The organism is Streptomyces sp. NBC_01235 (assembly GCF_035989285.1).
Taxonomy (GTDB): domain Bacteria; phylum Actinomycetota; class Actinomycetes; order Streptomycetales; family Streptomycetaceae; genus Streptomyces.
Map to the genome: position 1 here is coordinate 7996981 of NZ_CP108513.1, position 21315 is coordinate 8018295.

A 21315-nucleotide genomic window follows, 5' to 3' on the forward strand; every position below is an offset into this window, starting at 1 on the left:
CGCGTGTCCGCGCAGGACCTCACCAAACTCGCCGGCGACCTCGACGACATGCAGGATCACCTGGACAAGCAGGTGCAGCGCATGGACGCGATCGTCGACAGCATCGAGGCGGGCTGGCGCGGCCCGGCGGCGTCGGCGTACCGCGACTTCCACCGGGCGGCGGCCGAGGACGCCGTACGCATCCGTGAAGTGATGAAACTGCTGGAGGAAGCGGTACGGCTGAGCCGCGACGGCTTCTCCCGGGACGACCTCGAGGTACTCGCCCGGATGCGGCGGATCCAGGTGGACGTCGACAGCGAGGTCGACCGACTGTCGACGCCGAACACCGAGACGCCGACGCTGCGCAGCAGCCTCGACGACCTGTAGCCCTTTCAGAACCGCAGTTGCCGAGACGAACACAGGGGGATCATGTCGACCGGCGCCGCACCCGACGACGACCACATATCCGTTTCCTTCGCGACCCTCACCGAGCTGGCCGCCGACCTGGAGGACATCCTCAAGAAGCTCAACGGCAGGCTGGACGACCTCTACGACCGGGTCGTGCCCGTCGTGCTGTCGTGGCAGGGCGAGACCCGGGAGGTCTTCGTCGACAAACTCGACGAGTGGGACCGCTCCGCCCAGGATCTGCAAGCGGCCCAGAAGTGGCTCCACGAGTACGTCACCACGGGCCACACCAACTACGCGGCGGCGCACCGGGCGGTGCTGCGCGGCTGGGGAGCCGGCTGATGGCGGACCGTCCCAGCGACGCCGAGCGCAAGCGGGAACGGGACCAGCTGATGCCGGCGGCACCCGACGCGGGCAGTGGGTTCGACGTACAGCCGCCGCATCTGTACTACACGTCGGCAGTCGTGCGCGACGGGCAGTTCGACTACGACAAGGGCGCCACCGACCTGGTGAGCGCGCTCAACCAGTACAGCCAGTCGGCGGGCACCGGATGGGGACCGGACTCCTTCGCCAAGGTCTACCTGCAGATCGCCGAGAAGTACCTCAAGGTCTGGGCGGCGGGTGTGCTGAGCGTCGGCGGCGTGGCGGTCGGCCTGACCGTGACCGCCAACAACTACCAGGCAGCGGACTGGTCCACCCGCGGCATGCAGGGGCCGCCACCCCGCCGCCCTCCTCCCGTCGTCATCGACAAAGAGCCCGACTACGGGAAGATCAACGACATCAAGTGGACCGGGACCGGCGAGGACGCCGACTCGTGGGCGATCTCCGGAGCGATGGGCGAGATTCCGGACTTTCTCGCGGACGTCATCCGGCCGGCCATCGAGTACGGGCTGAACCTCGGCAAGACCCATGAGATCACCCCGGGAGCCCGTGAGGACGACCTCAAGGGCATGGCCACCGCCTGGCGGGAAGCCGGCAGCGCCGCGCTGAAGGCCGGGGACACCTTCACCTCCGCCATCGCCTACATGACGGACCCGCACGGGAACAACGAGTGGCAGAGCGCGATGAAATCGTTCTGCCAGTCGATCTGGGGGACCACCGCCTGGGGCCGCAGCCGGAACGCGCAGGGCCAGATCGCCCAGCCCCACCAGGGCGGCCGGAGTTGGAAGACCTCGGGAAACGTGGCGCCCGCGCAGCGTCGGCCGATCCTCGAGGTACTGCACACCACTGCCGACACCGTACAGAAGACCTGCGACGACCTGGCCCAGGCCGCCCGCCTGTGCAGGGAGACCACCTCCAACCTCGCCAAGACGGCCGCCAAGAAGATGGTCGAGGACCTGACCGTCGGACTGGACGCGCTGGAACTGCTCCAACTCGCGGGCTCCGCCATGTTGGGGAAGCTGGTGATGGCCTTCCGGCAGCACATGGACCGGGCGGCTGCGGACAAGGCTGTCGAGGCCTACCAACAGAAGTTCAGTGACGCCGCCACCACGCTGCTCGCGCTGGAGTGGGAGCTGGACGAGGCGTTGAAGAGCACCCCCACGTTCCTCGCGGAGGAGGCCAGGGCCGAGGCGTTCGCGGGCCGCTCGCTGAACGAGTTCAAGAGGGAACACAAGATCCTCAACGGGGAGAACCCGATCCCCTACAAGTACACGCTCGACCTGGCGATGGCCGAGGACCTCGGCGGCGGCCACACCATCGACAAGCACGTCGGCAAGACCGACGCCCAACTGCTCCAGCGGCTGCGTGATCAGAGCGGCATCCCGGCGGCCTCCAGCTTCCCGGACCTGGCCTCGGCCCAGAAGTACACCCAGGCGTGCATCCGGCAGAACTCCGGGGCCATCGACGCGTGGCTGGCGACGGGCCCGCCGCCGCAACCGGCCAGCCCGATCTTTCAGGTCAGCTCGGTGAGTTCCGACGTCAACAACCCGCTTGCGGTGGCGCCGGTGACCGGGCGCACCTCAAGGATGGTCAATGGCCAGGCGGGCCCGGTGACCGACGCGCACGGCGTCGCCACCCGCCTCCGATACGACGCCGGCCTCGACCCGCCCTTCATCGTGGTCACTTCCATGCCCAAATAGGCTGGATCCAGTCGCTCAGAGAACACGATCGTCAAGGGAGCCGTGATGTCGACGCCGGACGCCGAGGCATGGGCCGAGGCACTCACCATGTACGAGCAGCGTTACTCGTACGTCCTGGTGGGGCCCCGCGCGCACCAGGACTGGGTGCAGGACGTGGCGGCGGTCATGCGCCGGCGGGCGGTGGATCCCCGGAACTGGAGGTGGATCGACGTCGACGAAGGTGAGGAGGAGCGCCTGGAGGATCCGTTCTTCCCCTTCGCCCCACCGCCCTCGGACCTGGAAGGCGCGGCGGCCTGGCGGACCGCACTGCGAACCGTGCCTCGGACGTCGGTCGAGCGGCTGCTCGTCATGCTGTCCACCACATGGCTGGACGTCCCGGACGAACGCGCCCGGAATCACTTCGAGGCCCGTCGGCCGGAACTCGAGCGGAAGGCCCGGGTGATCCTCTCCCGCTTCCCGGAAGAGACGTCCTTCTACGCCAACACCGGCTTCCCCGACGTGCGGACCGGCAACCGCGTCGACGATCCGGACTTCTACGAGATGACCACCGGCTGCAACCCCCGCTCCTGCTACGACTGGGACCTGGGCATGGTCGCGGTCTCCGACACCGAAGTCGGTGTCTTCTGGTCTTTCGACGCCACCTGAGCGCGCCCTACCAGGCTTCCAGCGTCCCGGACTTCGAGCTTGGAGTCCTCCGAGCCATCTTCGAGGACTGAGAGAGATCCATCCATGCGTACCCGTTCCGCCACCTACCCTGACCGCGACACCGCCCAGTGGGCCACCCAGCAGGTGGTCACCGCCAACGAGCAGCTCATCCACCGCTGGCTGGCCCAGGCGACACGCCGTCGGCTGACCATCGAGGCGTCCTGGCCCACCCGGCCCGAGGCGGTGGGACGGGTGCTGCTGCACGCGATGATGCTGGCCGGGCGGGACCCGGTCGACGTCAGGGCGGCCCGGGTGATCCTCGTGCGGGACCCGAGCCGCCCGCACGGCTTCGCCGTCCACGCCACGTTCCCCCTGTACCTGTAGAGGCTGTACACCCCGTGCCCCTGAGCCCCCTTGAACACGACCGCCGCTACGGCGAGCTGGACCAGGTGATCCGCGCCTACGCCGGACAGTCGGCGGACGACACCCCGAACGAGCCCAGCGTTGCCCTGACCGCCTATCTCCGCCAGACCTGGCACACCCGCCCCTGGGCCCTGGCCGTCGCGGAACGCCAGCTGCGCGAGTACGCCGCCGACAACCCGCCCGGCCGACTCCGGCTCCGCCTGGGCGAGTTCTACGCGATCCCGGACGTCGGTCTGCCCGAGGACGAGACGCGGCCATGGCTGTACTGCCTGGCCGACCACATCAAGCACAGCATCGAGCAGGGCGAGGTCCCGCCCCCGGCCATGCCCGCCACCCACTGGGAGTGGCAGACCCGCTTTCCGGAACTGGCCCAGTTCCTCGGCGGTTGGTTCTCCCAGGACATGCCGGACGAGTTCGACGACCACGACGCGGCCGTCGACGGCTACCGCACCACCACCGACCCGCACCTCGTGGCCCGACTCGTCGGCGAACTGCACGAACTGCTCGCCCTCGACCTGGACGAGTCCGACTACGCCCTGGCCGTCGCCGAGTTGGGCATGGAGGTCGACCCGCCGGCCCCGTACTCACCCAGCGGCTGGCTCGCGCTCGTCGCAGGCCGACTGAGCGCTCCGCGCGCCGAGTACGGGCCTGGCGCGCAGGCGGACGCGCCCTGACCACCTGACGGGAAGCCGGGTCATCCCGCGGTCAAGTACTGATCTGGCCACGGCCAAACACCTGTATGGGTTCCGCATGCCCCAGCCCCGCCAACCTGAAATAGCCGGATTTGCCCGAAAGTTCCCTGGCTACGGTGGTGCCGCCACATCATCCGCAGGTCCACGGGGAACAGGAGACGGCGGTGGGCGCACCAATCCGTTCGCACCTCCTCGACTACATCGAGACAGCGCCGCCCGCAGGGGCGGTCCCGGCGTCTCCGTCGACGCCGGAGCCTCGCAGATCACGTCTTCTTGAGTACGTCGAGTACGCCGGTGCCGAGCCCGTCGAGGCCGCAGGAACCGAATCACCCGCACCCCCGGGCCCCAGGCCCGGCGTCCCCGCCTACCAGACGCCCGTGTTCGTACCGGCCCATCCCCGGTACGTCGACGTCACGGACAGGGACGGCCGTCCGGCCCGCCTGCCCTTCATCGCGTACGAGCTTTTTGACTACCCGGCTGCTGGAACCGGGGCCGTGGCGTTCGCCTTCACCACCCTTGACCGGCTCGTCGCCGCGCTCGGCGAGTCCCAACCCTGGGTCGCCACCTCGATCGGCCCCCTGGCCGAGGCCGTCGCCGAGTACGACGTCACGGTCCTCCTCGACCCGCGAGTCGCCCCCGGCCACCACAACTGGCAGCCGGACGACCTGGCCGCCTACGCCCGGGAGGTGCGCTGATGCCGCCCGACTTCAAGGCCGTCCTCGGCGACCTCACCTCGATGTCCAAGACCTTCCACGACGAGGCCGTCAACTACCGCAAGCTGCACGCCGACGTCGCCCCGCCCCTCGTAAGCGGCGGCGATTCCGGCCTCGACCACGCCCTCAAGGAGGTCGCCGACCTCATCGTCGCCCTGCACATCGGCTTCGCCGACCGCCTCGACGACCGCGGCGACAAGGTGACCTACGCCCGCGACTCCTTCCAACGGCACGACATCGACGTCCACGGACTGTTCGAGGACCTGATGGCGGGGGACGGCTGATGGCCGACAGCTGGGTCGGCGGCGACATCGGCGGACTGCGCACGATGGCCGACACGTACAAGAACGCCAAGGGCAAGCTCGACGACGTCATCACCCCGATCAGCCGCGCCGTCGAGGCGCTGGTGGGCGACGCGGCCTGGAAGGGCGAGGCGGCCGAGACCTTCCGTGCCACCTGGAGCGAGGACGCGCTGACGGCGGGGGCCTTCGCGACCCTCGTGCACAGCGCGGGCGACATCCTCGGCACACTCGTCGGCGCGCTCGCCGCCTGCGAGACGGCGCTGCAGAACGCCGAGCACGTCGCGACGGGCAAGGGAGTGGCGATGGGGGACAAGGGCGTTCCGCTGGAGATCCTCACCGCGAACCCGCTCAGCGCCGACGACCAGGAGACGATCGCCGCGCTCGACGAGTACGGCAAGGTGCGCGACGAGATCCTGCACACCGCCCAGCACGCACGGCTGGTCGCGGCGGACGGACTGCGAGGCCTCTACGCGCAGGTGACGGCGCCTGTCTCGACCGGTGACAAGATCACCATCGCCGACGCGTTGCGCGGCCTGTACGCCTACGACGCCGAGGATGCCCGGGCCGGCGGCAAGGAGGCCCGCAAGCTGATCGACGGTGCCAAGGACGAGGAACGGGCCGCCAAAAAGGAACTGCGCGCGGAACGCAAGGCCTTCCAGAAGGCGGGCCGCGCACTGCCGGACGACCTCGACGCCAAGGGGGCCTACCGCGACGCGGTGACGCAGGTCGACTCCCTCGAGGACGCCATCGCCCGAGCCGACCACGGCAGTACGGCCCTTCCCTACGACCGGGCCCTCAACGTCAAGCTGGCCGACGCAGCGGACGCGCTGCGCCTGGGCGAAGGCGTGGCCAAACTCCCGGAGTTCCTGAGGGAGATCCCGGTGCTTGACGTGGCGGCGGCCGCCGCCTGCGGGCTGGTAGAGGCCAAGGACGACCACGACAAGGGCTGGTCCTGGCAGCACTCGGTGGTCGTCGACGGCGGTGTCGCGCTCGGCGGCGTGGCCGTCGGCGCGGGCGTGGTGGCCGCCCTGCCCATCGAGGGCACTGCGGCGGTGGCCGGGGTCGGAGTCCTGGCGGCGGTCACCGCGACCGAGGTCCTCGATCACTCCTTGCACGAGCACTGGAGCGAGGACATTCACGACCACGGCGTGGTGGGCGGTGTGCTGACCGGCGCGGGCCATGTCCTGACGGAAACCGGGGAGGACGACGTACGAATGGTGAAGGACATCTGGCATGGCGTCACGAGCATCTTCTGAGATCCCCGCCCTCGGCCTCCCCGCCCGCATTCCGGCTCTGCCCAAGCTGGGCACCACCTGGTACAAGCGGGGCGCGCTCTACTGGCTGTGCCGCGCGCGCACGACCGTCTTTGTGATCATGGTGATGGCCATGTTCTGTTTCGTGTCACTCAGGCTTTACCAGGGATTCCGCAGTGAAATGCCGCCCACGGTGCGCGTCGTGTGTGACGTGGCGCAGGCGGTCGCGTCCTGCGCGGCCCTGGTCTGGGGGTGGGTCAAGCAGCGCCGCAGCCACAGGGAGGCCCTCCTGGATCCGCCCACCCCCCAGCAGACCTGGGTGGCCAAGCGCGACCACAACAGGCGCGCCGGCAGGGCGTCCGGTAGGGGGGCGGTCGGCGGGCGCGCACTGCTGGCGCTGGCGGCGCCCGTCATGCCGGCGTTCGTCGCGTACCTGGTCGGCTGGCTGACCGCCTGGCTCACTGTCCGCGAATACCCGAGCGAGGTCGGGGCCCGGCTCTGGCTGGACGAGCAAGGATCCCGACCATGACAACGCAGGCACCCCCCAACCTGATCCCGCCCCTGCCAGGACTGGGCACCACCTGGTACGAGCGGGGTGCACGCTACTGGGCACGCCGGGTCTGGACGGCCGTCTTGTTCCTCCTCGTCCTTGCCTTCATTTGCTACATCGCGCTCATGCTCTACCTGGGCGTTCCCCGCAGCGACCTGCCGCCGAAAGTGCGCACCGTGTGGGACTGGACGCAGGCGGTCGCGTCCGGAGGGGCTGTCGTGTGGGGGTGGATGAAGCTGCGCCGGGATCACCGCAGGAAACTCCTCGCCCCTCCCACTCCCCAACAGATGTGGGAGGCCAAGCGAGGCGAGAGCGGACGTGCCCCGGGACTGGCCCGTGCCGCTGTCCTCCCTCTGCTGATTGCGGCGCCTGTCCTGCCGGCGATCGTCGCGTGGGGCGTCGGCTGGTTCGTGGCCATGCTCACGGTCCGGGAGTATCCGAGCGAGGTCGGGGCCCGGCTCTGGTTGCAAGAGAAGACATCCCGAACATGACGGTCATGATGCCAAGGTCCGGATGCGGCGTTCTGCGAGGATTGAGTTGAGTGTGCGTCAGTGGTAGCACGTTTGTTGCATATGGCAGTTGGGGCTGTCAGAGGAAGTCATTACAGTGGTTGTGTTGCGGTCATGAACACTTGAAAGGCGCGGGTTGAGCTGCTCAGGACGGGCAGCGGAAAACGGGGAGGGTGGCAGGCGTGATTCCTGCAGAGTTGGGCGGGGGCCCCACCGACGTACGGCGTGGCTACATGGCGCTCTCGGCGTTCAAGAAGCGGGTGGACGACCTGCTCACGGCCTTCGAGAAATCCGCGGGCGGCTCGGCGAAGGTCGGGGACCACAACCTGTCGGAGGCCACGTTCGGCGCGGGGCACTTCCCGGAGGCACAGGCACTCCACCTCCAGTACGCGCGCGTCCATGAGCGCATCACGGCGCTCTCCAAGTCGCTGGGACTCCAGTTGGAGGCGATGCAGATCGCCGTGCACGGCGTGGACGTCACCTTCGACAACCTCGAAGAGGACCTCCGGTACCGGTTCCACCAGATCCGGGCCCAGGTCAACCAGGAACGCGAGGCGATGGTGCACGAGCAGATCAAGCGTGACAACAACGCCGACCACACCGACGCGGGGTACTGATGAGCGGCGACAAGAAGAAGCCGGACCACTACCAGGCGGAACGCCAGGACGCCGCCCAGCAGAACAGCGGCGTGGACGATGCGGTCAACAAGGCCGCGGTGATCAGCCCCCCGCCCGCCGGCAGCCCTGGCGGCTTCGGCAAGACCAGCTTCGAGGGCTACGACCTCAACGCCATGATCGACATCGTCGAGTCGGCGAGCCCGGAGACCATGGAGAGCGCGGCCACGGCCCTCGTCGACGCCCGGGACGCCATCAACGACGCCGCCAACGAACTCAGCCGCAACCTGGGCAACGTCGACTGGGAGGGCGAGGCCCACACCGCCTTCTACACCTGGGGCATGAACCTGACCACCACCGCCCTCGCGCTCGCCAGTTACACCGACGAGGTGGGCACCCAGGTCCTGGCGGCAAGCTCCGGCCTCGCCTCCGTACGCAAGTCCATGCCCCCGCGCGACAGCCGCATCGTCCCCAAGAAGGTCGACGACATCCCGACGCCTCAGCGGGTCGACGGCAACGCGGAGTACACGGCGGCGGTCAAGGCCGAGCAGGACCGCCAAGAGGCGATCAACCAGATGTACCGGCTGGCGTCGTTCTACACGGTGTCGAGCGGGATGATGGAGCTGGCGGAGGAGCCGACGTTTCCGAAGATGCCGGATGTGGGGGTGCCTGCGCCCCAGCGCACCATCGGTCTGGAGCCTCCTGCGGCCAGGGAGACCCACTCGCTTTCCGGTACAAGTGACGCGAATACAGTGCGGCATCACTCGGTGAATGCCTCGACTGTGCAGCCGCAGTCGGACGCTTCTCCGCCGTCTGCCAGAAGGCTGGGCGATCCCGTCACCCAACCGGACCACCACGTCGGTACGGAGATCGACAGCGTCGGTACATTGCCGCCACCGGACACGGCGAAGCCGACGACCGTTGTGCCGCCCTCGACGGCAGGTCCCAGCGCAACTTCAACGGGATCAGTTCCTCCCTTTGCCCCCACTGGTGTACCTCCCACTTTCCGGGGGCCGGGCGGGCGTACCTCAGGGTTCGGCGGCGTACCGGGAAGCAGGTTGCCTACCTCGGCGCAGGGGCGCGTAGGCGGTATGCCGGGCGGCACCGCGGCAGGACGTACGGGAACCGGCCCCGTGGGGCCGACGGGACGTACCGCTGCAACAGGGAAGACAGGCGGCCGCACCACTGGTCCCATGGGGCGAGGTGTGGTCGGCGGCGTGCCGAAGGCCGGTGGCCAGGCGGCAGGACGTACTGGCGGTGTCCCACACGGTCCCGTCACCGGCATGGGTGCCACGAACCCCGGACGTTCGGGCGCTGGGCGCACTGGCGCCGGACGTGCCGGCGATGGCGTTGTCGGCGGGAGACCTGTCACCGGGGGCGCCCCCGGCGCCAACAGTTCCAGGTTGCCGCGAGGCACGGTCGTCGGCGGTGAGGGCGCTCCCACGTCGCGTGTCGCGGGCGAGAGGCCCGGCCAGCGTGGCGTGATCGGGACACCCGGCTCGACGACGACGGGCACGGGCGCGGGACAGGCGGCTCGCCGCTCCGTCAGTAGCCCTGAGGGCGTGGTCGGAACGCCGAAGGGACGAGTTTCCGGAAGCAGGAACAACGGAAACACGCCCGGCGGCCCGGGCGCGGGGCGTGGTTCTGCGCGCAATCAGGGTTCAGGCGAGACACGTTCGCGCCGTGGCGAGCGGCGCGATGACGCGTCGACGACCGACTGACCGCACAAGAGCGAGGACAGACAGAGGCATGGTGGCAGGGAGCAGCCGACGCGGCGGGCGGAGCGCCTCTTTCGCGGAACGAAACGGGAGACGGGTTTCCGCCGTCTGTTCAGCGCTCGGTGCCTTGGCAGTCCTGTCGGCAGGTCTGGCTCCGAGTGCGGCAGCAGCTGACGTTCAGTCCCAGCAGTGGTACCTGTCGGCGATGAAGGCCGATGAGATGTGGAAGGTGAGCACCGGCAAGGGAGTCAAGGTCGCGGTCATTGACACGGGCGTCAACCCTGACACCTCCTCTCTGAAGGGGCAGGTACTCACCGACGAGGTGCCGCAGGCCGTGGCGTACGGCGCGGCAGAGGACTACACGGGCCACGGAACGACTATGGCGGAGCTCATTGCCGGGACTGGTGCTGGTGACGGCCTGAAAGGTCTTGCTCCCGGAGTAAAGATCGTTCCTTACAGGATCACGCTCGACGAGTTGAAGGACAAGACGGAGAGAAAGAAGACAGCGAATTCTGCGCAGGCGATCAGGTCCGCAGCCGACAGCGACGCTAAAATCATCAACATGTCCTTCAGTAGCCCCGGTGACAATGCTGAGGAAGCGGCGGCGATTAAGTACGCCCAATCCAGGGGCAAACTGATGTTTGCTGGCGTTGGAAACGACGCGGAGAAGAAGAGTCCCATCGGCTATCCAGCTGCGTATCCGTATGTCGTCGGAGTCTCAGCCTCGGACGAGAACGGCACCGTTGCGAAGTTCTCGCAGTACGGTAATTACGTCGATCTCGCTTCTCCCGGCATCGACGTGCCCAGTTGGTGCGACGAGACGTTCCGTTCGTACTGCGCAGGCAAAGGCACCAGCCAAGCCACCGCCATCGCCTCCGCCTCCGCAGCACTCGTCTGGTCGGCCCACCCCACGTGGACGGCAAACCAAGTACTCGCCAGTCTGATCGACACCGCCGGACGTGACTGGGCGAAAGATGACCCGAGCACGTACCTCGGATACGGGCTGATCCGCCCCCGTATGGTGCTGGAGAAAAGCGACTTCAACCCGGGGCCGGCCAACACCGACCCCCTCGCCAAGGAAAACGCGACGGGCGTCACGGACGAGGCGGGCAACTCACCCTCCGCCTCCGCAGCAACCTCGTCACAGCCCTCGAAGGGCACTTCAGACGGCCAGACGTCGGCGGCAGGATCAACCTCCGACGCTTCCAACACCTCCGACAACACCACGACGTGGGTTGCCCTCGGAGCCGCGGCGGCTGTCCTGGTGATCGGGGGCGGCGCCTTCGCGGTGATCCGCTCGCGGCGAGGCGCCTGACGATTCACGCACGACGACCGGTCACACGCACAACGGTTCTGGCGCAGCGAGGCGCGCAGCAACCAACCACAGCTGACGAAAGGGAGTGCCGAAATGGTCGACCGCAAGCTCAATGACGGCGACGTACAGAAGCTCCAAAAAGAAGTCATCGATCGATACGACAACATCCGAGGCTCCCTCGCGAAACTGCAGGGCACGATCGACATGATCGAGAAGGCGTGGACCGGCCAGGGTGCCAACGCGTTCAACACCAAGCAGACGGAAATCAACGGCCACATGGTCGCGATCGGCAAGATGCTCGACGACTTCCTCGAGGGCATCCACATGACCAAGACCGACAAGCAGAACCTCGAAGACCAGATCACGGCGGACATGACCAAGATTTCGGTCGAGGATCTCGGCGGAAAGACTTCGGCGCTCAACAGCTACTGACGAGCACGAGCCACTGGTCGCGCTGAACCACACCGTTGTCCGGACCGCGAAGTCCGGCTGAAGTCTTCAGAGAAACGAGGGAAACATGTCCGGAGCGCATTACGAGGAACTTGCCGTCACTTACGGCACCATGGACGCGCTCGCCACCGAGCTCGGCAACCAGGCCACGAAGCTCGAGGAAGACCTTGAGGCACTGAGGCAGGCTGTGCTCAACGTGTCCTCGGGCTGGGGCGGTGAGGCGTTCCAGCAGTTCCAGAGCAAGAGCGAAGAGTGGAACAAGCACGCCCGGGGCATCCACGCTGCGCTGCTCCAGATCTCGCACCAGGTCCACGGCGCCGGCGGTGACTACCGCGGCGGCGACCTGAAGGGCGCCAGCTACTTCATGTAGGAGCGCGAACTCCGCAACACCAGGGTGGGCACGCACGGGAGGTGCCCACCCTGTGCTCTGCCGTCATCCGGAACTTCGCGCTCCTTGGGCCTGCACCGGGCCTTGTCGGAAGACCCGCGAGGACTTCATATGGGCCACACACCCGGTACCCCTCAGTCGGTGGACTTGTCACTCCCGGCCGTGTCGGCTTCGGGTGTGCCGACTGTCGGCTTGGGCACCACATAGGACCCTTTGCCGGACACGGTGTAGATCAAGCCACGCTCACGCAGCTCTCGCATGGCCCGGCGCACGGTCATATGGGCAATGCCGTACTCCTCGGAGAGCCGGAGTGACGCGGGGATCATGCGGTCGGGTGCGTATTCCCCGCTGCGGATCCTGAACTCGATCACGTCAGCGAGCTGCATGTACAGCGGTCGGCCTGATTCGGGGTCAAGGGACATTCCTCGACCGTAGACAGACGCACCATGCTTGGCACCTGTAGCTCTAGCTACAGCTGGATGCATCAAGCTGCATCAGGCTATGGTGGATGACGCAAGGACCCCCGCGACGGGTGGAGCCGTCCGGGGGCATGGCCACCAACCCAACGGAGGTTGATGACAGTGAGCATTATCCATGCGCTGCTGCGCTGGATCCTGGGCGTGTTCGCGCCTGGCACCGGCAGGCGGAGGGCGGGTACACGCTCCGCCGTACCGGTTTCCGCGCGCATTCCCGAGAGGCCCAGCACACTCGTCGCACGGCTCCCCGCACCCCGTTCCCCGTACGGACTGCTAGAGCCCCTCGACGGCGCCTCCACCGCCCCAATCCGCCCGTACGCACTTGCCGGAGCGGGCTCACCGGGAACGGGAGTGTGAGCAGCCAAAGCAGTCACAGCGTCGTGTGACGCTGGTCCTGGCGGCGGACTTCGGTATCGACCTCGACCGGCATGTCATCGGCGCGGAGGGGGCGGCGTGATGGCGACGGGAGACAAGACCCCCCGCCCGCCGGTGCGGATGTGCGTGCGTTGCCACGTGACGACAGGGGCCCCGGTCGTGGTCGGAGTGGTCCACCAGAACTCGGGGCCAGGCTTTGTCGTCTACGCGTGCCAGGTGTGCGCCGTGCACTATTCGCCGCAGCCGGACATCCTCACTGTCCTGCCCCCCTCTGGCCGAGCCGGGGGCGAGCAGTGAGCGCGCGGCCTGCCAGAACGACGTGGGAGGCGCGGGAGTTGTCGCCGGAATACACGTTGGCGCGTCGGCCCGGGTACGAGGTCGTGCACGCCTCGTGCCGCCGCCTGCGGGCCATTCCGCTCCCACATGGTGGGGGCCTGCTGCTGGTCCGCCGTTGCAGCTGCGCCTGCCATCGCCCGTCGGCGGAGGAGACTCAAGTGAGCGCCGGCACCCCCTCTGAGCGGAGGCCTGGCGCCCCACGCTGAGCATCTACCGCGTGGGCCGGATCGGGCCGACATGACGGCCCGATCCGGACCCGTGTCCATCGCGGTGGCCCCGATGCGAAGGCGTTGCGGTGCTGCCTGTCGTGGCCGCCCCGCCGCTGTTTCCGATGTGGGGCTCCTGGGTGCCTTCGGTCGAGGCGGCACTCGAACGGTTCAGTCCTCTGAGGAAGGGGGCTGCGGAAGAGGAGGCGGTGGCATCGGCGGGTTCGATGGTCGGGGCGGGTAGTGCGGCCGAGACGGGATCCTGGGCTCGGGTGGGGCCGCCGGTGAGGGCGGCTGGGGCTCCAGCGACCGCCGGGGGCGGGGTTGCGACTGGCGAGGTGTGAACGGTGAGACCGGAGGGGGTGGCGGCGGAGGGGGCGGTTCGATGGCCAGCAGCACCGGGCCGCCCGCCCGCAGTCGTGCGATGGCCTGTTCGGCCCGGCGGCGGGCGTCGGGAGCGTCGTCGCGTTCGTAGGGGCGGGGGAATTCCCCGCGGCCGAGAGTGTCGGTGGACAGCGGCTTGTAGCCGAATACGTGGGTGATCGCCATCATGCGGCGACACCGTTCGGCACTCGTGGTGTGGGGAAACTGCAGATGCACGCGGCCGCGTCCGCCGAAGTGCCTGATGATCTCCTCATCATTCACCGGCTCACTCTTCGCGGAATTCCAGGGGTGGAAAACCCGCAAGTAGTTCTTCGTGTCCTTGCCCGAGCAGATCATAATTCCCGGCCGCCGTCGGACGTCTTTCCCTTGATGGTCAGCAGGTCGTGGATGCGGCCGTGCTGAGATCCGCCCACTCTCCCGAAAGCAGCTCCCATCGCCGGATCCACAGTCGCGCGGTGATGCAGGGAACTCACCCCTGCTCTGAGTCATTCGCCGACCGGAAGCACCTTGAGTACAGGTTTACCTCGATGAGTGGCTCGTGGCCGTCCAGTCCCTTGAGCCAGGTGATTTCAGCCTGGCTGAGTGTCTTTTCGTGGACAGCCAGAATTTGCATGTTCTTGTTCCTGCTGCCGTCGTTGCCGACCTTCTCGATCTTCCAACCCTGGTTGGGGAGTTCCTGGCGCAGATTGGCCATGCCCTTCTCCATGACGTCGTTCTCCGCCCCATATGCCGACCAGGGGTGCCGGATTCTGTACAACTTCCCCGAGTCGCCGTCACCGGAGTCACAAGGCTGAACATTCGGCCCCGGTTCCGTGACCTTGCTCTTGATGCTCATGACATCGAAGATCCTGCTGGACAGCTCCGAGATTTCGGTCTTGACCGTCTCGGTGGACCGAGTCTTCGGCTCGTAGTCCAACGAGTTCTCACTCCCCTGAGTAGATGAACAGCCTGTTGCCAGCACGAGAGCGGACACAACGATCAGTGATCCCGCACCGATGGAAACTCCCTTGCGGGGCTGGGGACTCTCAGTCCTCCAGAACGACATCTCCGTACCTTCCTGTGATCACTCGGGCCTGGTTCTCCAGGCTGAGTGACGCCTTGTGGCCGTCTGTATCCCAGAATCCGCTGTGACCACCCGAGTCGCTCTTCATTACATTCCCACCGAACGATTCATCGGTGGGAATGGTCAGGTTGTCGCCGAGCCCCATCAGGCGACCGCCCTGGCGGACGACCTGGTCGTCCCAGGGGCCGCCCATCGCCCAGACATGGTTCGCGCCGACGCCCAGGTCGGCCGCATGATCCGCCTGGACGCCCGGGCTCCCCGCGAACATGTAGTCGTCGACAGCCTCAGGGTCGCTCCAACTCCCGGACTGTGCGGAGGCACCGACAACCGTGCTTCCGTAGCTGTGTCCGAGGACCGTGGTGTGGGCGGCGTTCCCGGAGACATCCTCATGGGCCGCTCTGCTTCCCTGGAGGAAGTCGTACAGACGCGGACCGCCCTCCTCCGCGCGCGATCCACTGCTCGCCTCCGGAATGATGTGGTCCGGAGCGTTGTAGTCGAGCCAGGTGATGGTGGACACCTTCTGGCCCGGAGCGAGCTTGGAGCTCTCCGCCCACAGCGTCTCCCCACGGCCGAGGTCTCCATGGGTGTCGTTCTCCCCGATCTTCTCGAGGCCGGCGTAGGTACCGGGGACATACACGGCCACATGGTCTGCCAGATCCGGATTTCCGTTGGCCATAATGATTTTCCCGTCGCCCAGCCCCACGGGGTCGAAGCCGAGCAGGTATGCCTCGGGCAGACCCCCTTCACCGGTCCGGTCGAAACGGTCCTGGATGTACTGCATGCCCTTGAGGTGCTGCGTCAGCTGCTCGGAGCGATCCCCATACTCTCTGTACCAGTCCATCCACTCATCGGTGTGAACCTTGGACGGGTAGCCACCGGCACTGATCCAGGTCCACTCATTGGCCGGCGGCTTCGGGATCGAGTCCAACTCCGTCTGCATCTTGGCTCGCGTTTCGTCGAACACGACGCGGTTCGCCTCATCGCGAACCGTGGCGGGCAGCCCGTCCATCGCACCCACGGTTTCTGGCCGCATGGAGATCCACGCGGCCTGTTCCTCCGCGTTCAAGCCCTGCCACCATTCCCCGTTCGCCTCGGGGCTGCCGTCTTTGGGCGGCTGCGGGAGCGAGTCGAGGTACTTCTTGCCCGCCTCGGTCACGCCCTTCGTGTCCGAGGAGACGTCGGCCCAGTCGCCGTCGGAGACGGTCAGGTCGTCGTCCGCCTTCAGCGCGCGCAGCTTCGGAGCCCACTTCTCGTCGGCCTCCGTGGCCTCCTTGAGGGCGGCGGCGATCTGGTCGGCGTAGTCCTGGGCGAGGCGGTGGTTGGGGTTGGGGTCGAAGTTGGCAGACTGGCGGCCGATCGCGGCGGCCGTGCCGTCCGTCAGGCCGCTCACCGTGCCACCGTCGGGGATCTTGCCGTCGGCGTCCTTCTCCCCGCCCGCCGGATAGGACACCGAGCCGTCGGCGTGCACCGTGAGCTTGGCGGCCTGGGCACCCGCGAGCGCCGTGTCGAGCTTGGACTTGGCGGCTCCCACCTCGTACGAGAAGGCTTCCAGCGCGGTGCTGACCAGACCGCATTCCACCTGGATGTAGTGGAAGTTCTTGCCCAGCTCACCCAGCTGCTTGATTGCCGCGGTCGCCGCCTCGCCCTTCAGGGAGTTCCTCATGGCCACGGCGATCTGGTTCTCGATGCGGTCCTTGGCCGCACTCGCCATGTCAGAGGTGCTGCGGTATCCGTCGGCGGCTTCCGAGTATTCGGTCGGCTTGAGGGCCTTGAGCGTTGCGAGGTCCATGACGTCTCGTTACCGCCCTCAGCCCTTGCCGCCGACGGCCGGAGTATCCGCGTACTCCACCTTCAGGTTGCCGATCTCGACCTCGATCGCCTCGTCGGTCTTCAGCTGGTCGGTGCCCGCCTTCTCCAGCAGAGCCGAGAGCTTCCCGCAGCGCCCGCTCACGTTCTTGACGTAGGTTTCCCACGAGTCGTGGACGTCCTTCTGGGCCGCCGCGGTCAGGCAGCCGGCGTCCTCGCCAAGGCCCTTCTGCCCGTCCGTCAGCTTGCCCATCGCCTTGCTGATGTCCTCGCGGAGCGAGCCGACGTCCTGACCGGCCTTGGACCAGGCCGGCTTGTTCGACACCAGCGTGCCGGTGCCACCACCCGGGTCGAGTGGTACGTGGTTCAGTTGCATCTGGGCCGCGTGCTGTTCAGCCGCCGCACTCTTGAGTTGCTCCCACTCGTCCCACGCCACGCGTGAACCCCTTCCCCGTGTCCCCGTGAAGCCCGTCCGCTGGACGGGCCAGTTCCGCCAAGCTACTAACAGGCGGGATCCGTGAGCTCAGTTCAAGTGAGTTCACGGATCTCACCATACTTTCCACAATTCGCTGCGTACGGCTTGACGCCGGTGATGCAAGGCCCGCCAGCTCACCGCCGAGGACGTCCCTCCCGACATCACGTACGCCCCCTCATCACACCCCCTCCTCCACCCACCCCACCTGCACCAACGGCTTCCCCCGCCGCCGGGAGACAAAGACCCCCCGTCCCGCAGGCATCGGACGAGGCCGTACGCCGCCCAGGAGGTCACCCTCCCCGGGGTCACCCGCCAGCACCACGCCCTGGGCGCCCAGTTCCTTGATCCGCTGCATGAACGCCTCGTACCCGGCCCGCCCCGCACCCGCCGTCGACCGGGCGACGATGAACCGCACGCCCACGTCCCGGGCGAACGGCAGCAGCTCCGTCAGTCCGGCCAGCGGATTGCCGCTCGACGTCGCGACGAGGTCGTAGTCGTCGATGACGACGTACACCGTCGGTCCACGCCACCAGCTCCGGTCCCGGAGTTGCTGTGCCGTCACGTCGGCCGTCGGTGTCCGGCGCCGCATCAGGTCCGCCAGCGCGGCCATGTGATGCTCCATGGCGTTGGACATCGGGATGTACTCGGCCAGGTGGGTGGACGGGGTCACGTCCAGCAGGGAGCGCCTGTTGTCGACCACGAACAGCTTGCACTCGTCGCCCGAGTAGCGCTCCGTCAGCTGCTTGATCAGCAGCCGCAGCAGGTTCGACTTGCCGGACTCGCTCTCGCCGAAGACGAGGAAGAACGGGTCCTGCTCGAAGTCGACGTAGACCGGCTCGAGGTTGTTCTCGTCGAGGGCGAAGGCGACCCCGCGGCGCGGGAAGCGCCCGCCCGGCGGCAGCTGACTCGCCGGGAACTCGCGTGGCAGCAGCCGCACTTCGGGAGCCGGCGGCGCCTGCCAGTGCCGGGAGACCTCCGTGGCCAGCGCCTGAGTGGCGTCGGAGAGGTCGGTGTCGGAGGTGAGGCCGTCGATCCGCGGCACCGCCGCCATGAAGTGCAGCTTCTGCGGAGACTGGCCACGGCCCGGAACGCCCGAAGGGACGTTCGCGGCGACCTTGCGGTCGATCTCGGAGTCCATCGTGTCGCCGAGCCGCAGCTCCAGACGGTTCATCAGGTGGTCCTTGAGGGCGGCCCTGACCTCCATCGAACGCGAGGCGGTCAGGACCAGGTGGATGCCGTAGCCCAGACCGCGCGCCGCGATCTCGTGGATGATCTGGTCCATGGCCTCGTAGTCCGCGCGGAAGTTGCCCCACCCGTCGATGACCAGGAAGACATCGCCCCACGGCTGGTCCGTCACCGAGATGTCGCCCCGCGCCCGCCGGGCCCGGAAGTCCGCGATCGAGGGGATCCCGGCCGAGCGGAAGTACTCCTCGCGGCGGGTCAGCACGCCGTACACCTCGGCCACCGTGCGCCGCACCCGCTCCGGGTCCAGCCGCGAGGCGATCCCGCCCACGTGCGGCAGGCCGGCCACCGTCGCCATGCCGCCACCACCGAAGTCGAGGCCGTAGAACTGGACCTCGTGGGGTGTGTGGGTGAGGGCGAACGCCGAGATCAGCGTGCGTACCAGCGTCGACTTGCCGGACTGCGGGCCGCCGACGATCTGCATGTGGCCCGCCGCGCCGGAGAAGTCCACCCACAGGGAGTCGCGGCGCTGCTCGAACGGCTTGTCCACCAGGCCGACCGGCACGACCAGCCGGCCCGCGCCCTCGTAGCCCGGCTGCGTGAGCCCGCGGCCCTGCACCGCCGTGAGCCCCGGAAGCAGTGCGTCCAGCGAGGGCGGGCTGTCCAGCGGCGGCAGCCACACCTGGTGCGCCGCCGGGCCCTGTGCCTCCAGCCGGCGCACGATCACGTCCAGCACGGTGTCGGCGAGCGCCTCGTCGACCTCGGGACCGTCCCCGGAGCGGAGTTGCTGCGGCACGGCCGCGTACCGCACCGGGACCTCGGCCGAGGTGAACAGCACGGGCCGCCGGTCCACCGGCAGCGAGCCGCCTCCCGTCGCCGCCCGCTGACCGCCCGAGCGGTAGACCCCGGACACGTAGGCCGCCTTGAACCGCACCATCTCGTCCGTGCCGAACTTCAGGAACCCGGAACCCGGCACGTTCGGCAGCGAGTACGCGTCGGGCACACCCAGCGCCGCCCGCGACTCCGCCGCGGAGAAGGTGCGCAGACCGACGCGGTACGACAGGTACGTCTCCAGGCCGCGCAGCCGACCCTCCTCCAGGCGCTGCGAGGCCAGCAGCAGGTGCACGCCGAGCGAGCGGCCGATCCGGCCGATCTGCACGAACATCTCGATGAAGTCCGGCTTCGCCGTCAGCAGCTCGCTGAACTCGTCGATCACCAGGACCAGGGAGGGGATCGGCTGCAGGGCGGCTCCCGCGGCCCGCGCCTTCTCGTAGTCGTGGATGTTGGCGTAGTTGCCCGCGTCCCGCAGCATCTCCTGACGGCGGTTGAGCTCGCCCCGGATGGAGTCGCCCATCCGGTCGACCAGCGTCAGGTCGTCCGCCAGGTTGGTGATGACGGCCGCCACGTGCGGCATCTGCGCCATGCCGGCGAAGGTCGCGCCGCCCTTGAAGTCGGCGAGGACGAAGTTGAGGGTCTCGGAGGAGTGCGTGACCGCCAGCCCCAGCACCAGGGTGCGCAGCAGTTCGGACTTGCCGGAACCGGTCGCGCCCACGCACAGGCCGTGCGGGCCCATGCCCTCCTGCGCCGCCTCCTTGAGGTCCAGCATCACCGGACGGCCGTCCTCGCCCACCCCGATCGGCACCCGCAGCCGCTCGGCCAGCGAACGCGGCCGCCAGGTGCGCAACGGGTCCACGGACGCCGCGTCCCCGAGGTTCAGCAGGTCGGTGAACTCCAGGTTGGCCAGCAGCGGCTCGTCGTCGTCACCGCCGGAGGCCATCCGCAGCGGCGCGAGCTGCCGGGCGAGCGCCTCGGCGGACTCCGGCGAGAGAGCGTCGGGCGTCCCCTCGTAGACGGCCCCGTGCGCCGACTCCAGCCGCAGCGCGCCGGGCTGTACGACGATGTCCAGCTCGCCGCCCGCCCCCGTGAGCTCACCGGGGACGATCTCGAGCACCGTCACGCCCTGCAGCCCCTCGGGGTTGGCCAGAACCGAGTCCGGTGGGAGGGAGACGCCGTCCAGGACGACGACGAGGTGCGGTTCGTCGGGCAACGGCGCCGCGTTCGGGTGGAACCGCGGCCGACCGGAGAGCCGGGCCCCGAGCAGGTGCTCCAGCTCACGGGGGTCGGCGCCGATCAGTCTGCGGCTGCCCGCCCCGTCCACCGCGCCGGACGCCTGGACGTGCGGCAGCCACTTGGCCCAGTCCCAGTGCGGCAGTTCCTCCCGGCCCGCCGCGACGACGAGGAGCAGGTCCTCGGCCGAGTGCAGCGCGGCCAGCGAACCGGCCAGGGCCCGGGCACAGGAGCGCACCGACTGCGGCTCGCCGCTGACCGTGACGTGGTAGAAGGCACGCAGGGACACGGCCATCGGCAGGTCGTCCAGGCTGTCGTGGACGGCGATGAAGCGCTGCAGCGCGCCCGCCGTCAGCGGCTCCAGCTGCTCCACCGGGCCGGTCTCGGGGGCGACCAGCGGGGTGGCCAGCGCCTGGGCGCCCAGACCGACACGGACCTGGGCGAAGTCCTCGTCCCCGGGCCGCCGTTCCCACACCCGGCTGCCCTCGGCGACCAGGGCCCACAGCTGCTCGGGGGAGGGGTGCAGGTAGTACTGCGCGTCCCGCTGGGCCCGCGCGGTGTCCAGCGCGGTGCGCCGGGTCTGCGCCAGATAGCCAAGGTAGTCCCGGCGCATGTCCGCCAACTGCCCCTGCGAGCCGCGGCGGAAGCGCACCACCATCGCGATCGACATCGCCACGGTCGACGCGATCATGACCATGCCCATGATCCTCATGAACGGCTGCCCGCTCGTGAAGAAGAAGACCACCGAGCCGCCCATGCCGAGCGTCGGCAGCAGTTGCATCAGGACGCTCTCCTGATGGCCCCGCGGCAGCTCCGGCGGAGGCTGCAGGACGACCTCGCCCATGGGCACCTCGGACGGCAGCGCCCGCGGCGGGCGCTTCACGACGATATGGCTCACTGCTCACCAA

General features: G+C 68.3%; 21 protein-coding genes. 16 read left to right on the forward strand and 5 right to left on the reverse strand.

The genetic code is table 11. The features are described from left to right. Positions 1-3 precede the first annotated feature (3 nt). From OG289_RS36100 to OG289_RS36175, 16 genes are all read left to right on the forward strand, one after another. Positions 4-366, forward strand: a complete 363-nt coding sequence (locus OG289_RS36100) for a WXG100 family type VII secretion target (RefSeq protein WP_327318225.1) — start codon at positions 4-6, stop codon at positions 364-366. A 42-nt stretch (positions 367-408) separates the two neighbouring features. Next, positions 409-726, forward strand: a complete 318-nt coding sequence (locus OG289_RS36105) for a WXG100 family type VII secretion target (protein WP_327318226.1) — start codon at positions 409-411, stop codon at positions 724-726. Beyond that, positions 726-2465, forward strand: coding sequence for an RNase A-like domain-containing protein (locus tag OG289_RS36110; protein WP_327318227.1), 1740 nt, complete (start codon positions 726-728; stop codon positions 2463-2465). The genes OG289_RS36105 and OG289_RS36110 overlap by 1 nt, the downstream gene beginning before the upstream one ends. Before the next feature lie 45 nt (positions 2466-2510). Further along, a complete protein-coding gene (locus OG289_RS36115; protein ID WP_327318228.1) occupies positions 2511-3110 on the forward strand; it encodes a hypothetical protein in 600 nt (199 codons plus the stop codon). Between the two features lie 84 nt (positions 3111-3194). Further along, a complete protein-coding gene (locus tag OG289_RS36120; RefSeq protein ID WP_327318229.1) occupies positions 3195-3494 on the forward strand; it encodes an RNase A-like domain-containing protein in 300 nt (99 codons plus the stop codon). 14 nt (positions 3495-3508) lie between these two features. Then, positions 3509-4207 (forward strand): contact-dependent growth inhibition system immunity protein, encoded by a 699-nt coding sequence (locus OG289_RS36125; protein WP_327318230.1) that lies wholly within the window; start codon positions 3509-3511, stop codon positions 4205-4207. A gap of 182 nt (positions 4208-4389) precedes the next feature. Further along, a complete protein-coding gene (locus OG289_RS36130; protein ID WP_327318231.1) occupies positions 4390-4920 on the forward strand; it encodes an SAV_915 family protein in 531 nt (176 codons plus the stop codon). Further along, entirely contained in the window at positions 4920-5222 is a 303-nt protein-coding gene (locus OG289_RS36135; RefSeq protein ID WP_327318232.1) for a DUF6317 family protein, read from the forward strand. Before OG289_RS36130 ends, OG289_RS36135 begins: the two co-directional genes overlap by 1 nt. Then, complete coding sequence (locus OG289_RS36140; RefSeq protein ID WP_327318233.1) at positions 5222-6496, forward strand: WXG100 family type VII secretion target; 1275 nt, start codon at positions 5222-5224, stop codon at positions 6494-6496. The genes OG289_RS36135 and OG289_RS36140 overlap by 1 nt, the downstream gene beginning before the upstream one ends. Next, the gene (locus OG289_RS36145; protein WP_327318234.1) at positions 6474-7022 is read left to right on the forward strand and encodes a hypothetical protein; all 549 of its coding nucleotides are present in this window, start codon (positions 6474-6476) and stop codon (positions 7020-7022) included. Before OG289_RS36140 ends, OG289_RS36145 begins: the two co-directional genes overlap by 23 nt. Beyond that, complete coding sequence (locus tag OG289_RS36150; RefSeq protein WP_327318235.1) at positions 7019-7534, forward strand: hypothetical protein; 516 nt, start codon at positions 7019-7021, stop codon at positions 7532-7534. The genes OG289_RS36145 and OG289_RS36150 overlap by 4 nt, the downstream gene beginning before the upstream one ends. 200 nt (positions 7535-7734) lie before the next feature. Further along, positions 7735-8169, forward strand: a complete 435-nt coding sequence (locus OG289_RS36155; protein ID WP_327318236.1) for a hypothetical protein — start codon at positions 7735-7737, stop codon at positions 8167-8169. After that, on the forward strand, positions 8169-9887 hold the full coding sequence (locus OG289_RS36160; RefSeq protein ID WP_327318237.1) for a hypothetical protein: 1719 nt from the start codon (positions 8169-8171) through the stop codon (positions 9885-9887). The genes OG289_RS36155 and OG289_RS36160 overlap by 1 nt, the downstream gene beginning before the upstream one ends. Positions 9888-10089: 202 nt before the next feature. Then, complete coding sequence (locus OG289_RS36165) at positions 10090-11199, forward strand: S8 family serine peptidase (protein WP_327318238.1); 1110 nt, start codon at positions 10090-10092, stop codon at positions 11197-11199. A gap of 93 nt (positions 11200-11292) precedes the next feature. Next, on the forward strand, positions 11293-11631 hold the full coding sequence (locus OG289_RS36170) for a WXG100 family type VII secretion target (RefSeq protein ID WP_327318239.1): 339 nt from the start codon (positions 11293-11295) through the stop codon (positions 11629-11631). An 85-nt stretch (positions 11632-11716) separates the two neighbouring features. Further along, the gene (locus tag OG289_RS36175; protein WP_079659137.1) at positions 11717-12019 is read left to right on the forward strand and encodes a WXG100 family type VII secretion target; all 303 of its coding nucleotides are present in this window, start codon (positions 11717-11719) and stop codon (positions 12017-12019) included. Positions 12020-12171: 152 nt separating this feature from the next. On the opposite strand, the gene OG289_RS36180 is transcribed toward OG289_RS36175, so the two are convergent. From OG289_RS36180 to eccCa, 5 genes are all read right to left on the reverse strand, one after another. Next, positions 12172-12459, reverse strand: coding sequence for a GntR family transcriptional regulator (locus OG289_RS36180; protein WP_327318240.1), 288 nt, complete (start codon positions 12457-12459; stop codon positions 12172-12174). Between the two features lie 1824 nt (positions 12460-14283). Further along, positions 14284-14859, reverse strand: coding sequence for a hypothetical protein (locus OG289_RS36185; RefSeq protein ID WP_327318241.1), 576 nt, complete (start codon positions 14857-14859; stop codon positions 14284-14286). Continuing rightward, positions 14840-16666: an alpha/beta hydrolase gene (locus OG289_RS36190; RefSeq protein ID WP_327318242.1), complete on the reverse strand. Its 1827-nt coding sequence runs from the start codon at positions 16664-16666 to the stop codon at positions 14840-14842. Before OG289_RS36190 ends, OG289_RS36185 begins: the two co-directional genes overlap by 20 nt. 18 nt (positions 16667-16684) lie before the next feature. After that, the gene (locus OG289_RS36195; protein WP_327318243.1) at positions 16685-17119 is read right to left on the reverse strand and encodes a hypothetical protein; all 435 of its coding nucleotides are present in this window, start codon (positions 17117-17119) and stop codon (positions 16685-16687) included. Positions 17120-17336: 217 nt separating this feature from the next. Further along, a complete protein-coding gene (eccCa, locus tag OG289_RS36200; protein WP_327318244.1) occupies positions 17337-21305 on the reverse strand; it encodes a type VII secretion protein EccCa in 3969 nt (1322 codons plus the stop codon). Between the last annotated feature and the right edge of the window lie 10 nt (positions 21306-21315).

Coding starts and splice junctions, on each gene's coding strand:
- OG289_RS36105 (WP_327318226.1), top strand. CDS start 409: ATGTCGACCGGCGCCGCACCCGACGACGACCACATATCCGTTTCCTTC.
- OG289_RS36110 (WP_327318227.1), top strand. CDS start 726: ATGGCGGACCGTCCCAGCGACGCCGAGCGCAAGCGGGAACGGGACCAG.
- OG289_RS36115 (WP_327318228.1), top strand. CDS start 2,511: ATGTCGACGCCGGACGCCGAGGCATGGGCCGAGGCACTCACCATGTAC.
- OG289_RS36120 (WP_327318229.1), top strand. CDS start 3,195: ATGCGTACCCGTTCCGCCACCTACCCTGACCGCGACACCGCCCAGTGG.
- OG289_RS36135 (WP_327318232.1), top strand. CDS start 4,920: ATGCCGCCCGACTTCAAGGCCGTCCTCGGCGACCTCACCTCGATGTCC.
- OG289_RS36140 (WP_327318233.1), top strand. CDS start 5,222: ATGGCCGACAGCTGGGTCGGCGGCGACATCGGCGGACTGCGCACGATG.
- OG289_RS36145 (WP_327318234.1), top strand. CDS start 6,474: ATGGCGTCACGAGCATCTTCTGAGATCCCCGCCCTCGGCCTCCCCGCC.
- OG289_RS36150 (WP_327318235.1), top strand. CDS start 7,019: ATGACAACGCAGGCACCCCCCAACCTGATCCCGCCCCTGCCAGGACTG.
- OG289_RS36160 (WP_327318237.1), top strand. CDS start 8,169: ATGAGCGGCGACAAGAAGAAGCCGGACCACTACCAGGCGGAACGCCAG.
- OG289_RS36165 (WP_327318238.1), top strand. CDS start 10,090: ATGAAGGCCGATGAGATGTGGAAGGTGAGCACCGGCAAGGGAGTCAAG.
- OG289_RS36170 (WP_327318239.1), top strand. CDS start 11,293: ATGGTCGACCGCAAGCTCAATGACGGCGACGTACAGAAGCTCCAAAAA.
- OG289_RS36175 (WP_079659137.1), top strand. CDS start 11,717: ATGTCCGGAGCGCATTACGAGGAACTTGCCGTCACTTACGGCACCATG.
- OG289_RS36180 (WP_327318240.1), bottom strand. CDS start 12,459: ATGTCCCTTGACCCCGAATCAGGCCGACCGCTGTACATGCAGCTCGCT.
- OG289_RS36185 (WP_327318241.1), bottom strand. CDS start 14,859: ATGTCGTTCTGGAGGACTGAGAGTCCCCAGCCCCGCAAGGGAGTTTCC.
- OG289_RS36190 (WP_327318242.1), bottom strand. CDS start 16,666: ATGGACCTCGCAACGCTCAAGGCCCTCAAGCCGACCGAATACTCGGAA.